This window comes from Hyalangium sp. (genome assembly GCF_035629615.1).
In the GTDB taxonomy this organism is placed as follows: Bacteria; Myxococcota; Myxococcia; order Myxococcales; family Myxococcaceae; genus Hyalangium.
In genome coordinates, this window is record NZ_DASPHO010000518.1 from 1 (window position 1) to 3296 (window position 3296).

The 3296-nt window shown below is 67.1% G+C and carries 3 protein-coding genes; 2 read left to right on the plus strand and 1 reads right to left on the minus strand.

Annotated elements, in window-relative coordinates; translation table 11 throughout:
* Positions 1–195 precede the first annotated feature (195 nt).
* A complete protein-coding gene (locus VD972_RS26420) occupies positions 196–1224 on the minus strand; it encodes a cation diffusion facilitator family transporter (protein WP_324991512.1) in 1029 nt (342 codons plus the stop codon).
* A gap of 110 nt (positions 1225–1334) precedes the next feature.
* Between VD972_RS26420 and VD972_RS26425 the strand changes: the two genes are divergently transcribed.
* Both VD972_RS26425 and VD972_RS26430 read left to right on the plus strand, forming a co-directional pair.
* Positions 1335–2915 (plus strand): sigma 54-interacting transcriptional regulator, encoded by a 1581-nt coding sequence (locus tag VD972_RS26425; protein WP_324991513.1) that lies wholly within the window; start codon positions 1335–1337, stop codon positions 2913–2915.
* Between the two features lie 4 nt (positions 2916–2919).
* Positions 2920–3296 (plus strand): alpha/beta hydrolase (locus VD972_RS26430; protein ID WP_324991514.1); only part of this gene is annotated, 377 nt, incomplete at its 3' end.

The window sequence follows — 3296 nt, forward strand, 5'->3', positions numbered from 1 at the left end:
CAGCGCCCGGAGCAGCTCACTCGGGCTGAGCAGCGGCAGCCGGGAACCGGGCCCCATCCGGGCCACCGCGTTCGCCGGCCGCAACGACAGCACCTTGTCCAGCACACTCATCGACCGCCGAGGATGGTCCGAGTCTCCGGCCTGTGCAAGACAACATCGCGCCGAGCGTCATCATCCGACCGCTTGGGGAGCCCCTCAGTGAACCTCGCCCAGGTGGGCGTACGCCTCGCTCTCGATCTGGATCGTGGTGTGATCGATGCCGAACCGATCGAACAGCTCGTGCTTCACCGCCGAGAGGATCTCATCGTTGTTGCAGGCCAGGGCGTTGACCACCACCAGGTGCACCGAGAGTGCGTACAGCCCGCTGGAGATGGTCCACACGTGCAGATCGTGCACCGCGCTCACGCCGGGCACCTTCTCCAGCAGCTGCCGCACCGCCTCCATGTCCACATGCGAGGGCACCGCCTCCAGGAGCACGTCCACCGAGTCCCGCACCAGCCGGATGGCGCCCACCACGATCACCACCGAGATGAGCACGGAGATGACCGGGTCCACCACGTACCAGCCCGTGAGCGCCATGATCCCCGCGCCCACGAGCACACCCACGCTGGACAGCGTGTCCCCCAGCACGTGCAGGAACGCTCCGCGCACGTTGTGCGAGTGCGTCCGGTGCAGGAAGCCCAGCGCTCCCAGGTTGGCCACCAGGCCCACCAGCGCCACCAGCGCCATGGGCCCTAGATTGACCGGCGCGGGCGAGCGGAAGCGCTGCCATGCCTCCACGAGGATCACCCCGGTGATCCCCAGCAGCAGCACTCCATTGAGCAGCGCGCTGAGGATCTCCATCCGGTAGTAGCCGTACGTCTTCTTCAGATCTGCCGGCTTGCCGGAGAACCACAGCGCCAGCAGGCTCAGCGCCAGCGCGGACACGTCCGTCAACATGTGGCCGGCGTCGGACATCAACGCCAGCGAGTTCGTGAGGAAGCCGCCCACGGCCTCGGCCAGCGCGATGGTGGCCGTGAGGATCAGCGCGAAGGTCAGCCGGTTCCTGTCCTTGCGCCGCTCATCCGCCGGGTTGGACGGCCGCCGAGGGGGCCCTCCGCCGTGCCCATGCCCATGCCCATGGTCGTGCCCGTGGCCATGCCCATGATCGTGGCCATGGTCGTGCCCGTGGCCGCCGCTGTGGGCCTGTCTCGGTCCGCCTGGGGTATGCGCCGATGTAGTCACGGGAGAACCCTGGGACAGCGCGCTTGGCTCAGGATATGAGCATCGGCTGAAAATCGGACACCTGGTGGAGCCAGATGTCCTGACCCGGGACACAGGCGCGAGGAGCGGGGATGGAATTCGAGAAGTACCAGAACCTGCACACCATCATCATGCTCAAAGAAGTCATCCGCAAGTGGTGGCAGGCGGAGCTGGCCTTCGCGGACAAGCATGGGGTGGTGCAGGAGTGGCAGCGCGGGGACATCATCCCCCCGCCGAACGATTTCTGCCGCCTGTCGCTCCTCTCCAAGGAGGGGGGCCGGCGCTGTAGCCAGTCGGTGCGAGTGCTCCACGAGAAGTTCAAGGGCAGCAAGCGGCTGCGCCGGGCGCTCACGCATGACTGCCACCTGAACTTCACCATCATCGGGGCGCCGCTCTACATCGACAACGAGTACGAGGGGATGCTCTTCATCGAGGGGTTCGCGCGGCAGCCGCCCGGCCCGCGCGAGGCGGAGGTGCTCAAGTCGCAGATCCGCGAGCTGACGGTGGTGGACACGGATCTGGATCGGGCCGTGGCGCGGGTGCCGGTGATGGACGCCCCGGAGCTGGGCAAGCTGTCGGATCTGCTCGAGTTCGCGGTGAACGAGATCGCCAGCTACGAGGCGGAGCTGTCGCGCAAGGATGAGACGATCCACACCCTCTCCAACGAGCTGTCGGATCGCTACCGGTTCGAGAAGATCATCGGGCGCTCCTCGGCGATGATGGAGGTGTTCAAGCTGATGGAGAAGGTGGCGAACTCGGACTCCACCGTGCTGATCAACGGCGAGTCCGGCACCGGCAAGGAGCTGGTGGCGCGCGCCATCCACCACAATGGGCCGCGCAAGGACAAGCCCTTCGTGGTGCAGAACTGCTCGGCCTTCAACGACAACCTGCTGGAGAGCGCGCTGTTCGGGCACACGCGGGGCTCTTTCACCGGCGCGCTGCGGGACAAGAAGGGCCTGTTCGAGGTGGCGGACGGGGGCACCTTCTTCCTGGACGAGGTGGGCGACATGTCCGCGGCCCTCCAGGTGAAGCTCCTGCGCGTGCTGCAGGAGGGGACGTTCATCCCCGTGGGCGGCACGCACTCCAAGGAGGTAGATGTCCGCGTCATCGCCGCCACCCACAAGGATCTGACCGAGCTGGTGAAGAAGAGCGAGTTCCGCGAGGACCTCTACTACCGCATCAACGTCATCCGCCTGCACCTGCCGCCGCTGCGCGAGCGCCGCGAGGATCTGCCAATCCTCATCGACCACTTCCTGCGCAAGCACCACCGGGAGAATCAGCGCACGCGGGGGCTGTCGCCCGAGGCGCTGTCCATCCTCCACGCCTACGCCTGGCCGGGGAACATCCGCGAGCTGGAGAACGAGATCGAGCGGCTGCTGGTGCTCGGCGGAGATCTGGATCTGCTCCCCGCGGATCTGATCTCCAGCCGCATCCGGGACGCGGTGGTGCCCGGGGGCGCCACGCTGATGTCACCGATGCGCACCACGGGCAAGCTGAACGAGGCGGTGGAGGCGCTGGAGCGGGAGATGATCCAGCGCGGCCTGGTCCGCACGCAGCACAACAAGAGCCGGCTGGCGCGGGAGCTGGGCATCAGCCGCTCGAACCTCATCTTGAAGATCTCCAAGTACGGCCTGGACCGGGGGCCAGACGCAGTTGACGAGGCGGAAGACTGAGTCCATGAGCCACTACTTCCGGCAGGACTACCTCCAGGTGCCCGATGGAGCCGGGCTCTACTTCCAGGTGCTGGGCGACGGCGAGCCCGGCATGGTGCTGTGCGATGGGCTCGGGTGCGATGGCTTCGCGTGGAAGTACCTGACGCCGTACCTGGCCAGGCAGCACCGGGTGCTGCGCTGGCACTACCGCGGGCATGGCCGCTCGGGGCTGCCCCGGGATCGCTCGCGCTTCGGGATGATCTACACCTGCGAGGACCTGGACCGCCTGATGGATGCGGCGGAGGTGAAGCAGGCCGTCATCTTCGGGCACTCCATGGGCGTGCAGGTGGCGCTGGAGTTCCACCGCCGGTATGCGCACCGCGTCCGGGGGCTGGTGCTCCT

Excerpts from the sequence above, each read along its gene's own strand:
- VD972_RS26425 (WP_324991513.1), top strand. The coding sequence starts at position 1,335 with ATGGAATTCGAGAAGTACCAGAACCTGCACACCATCATCATGCTCAAA.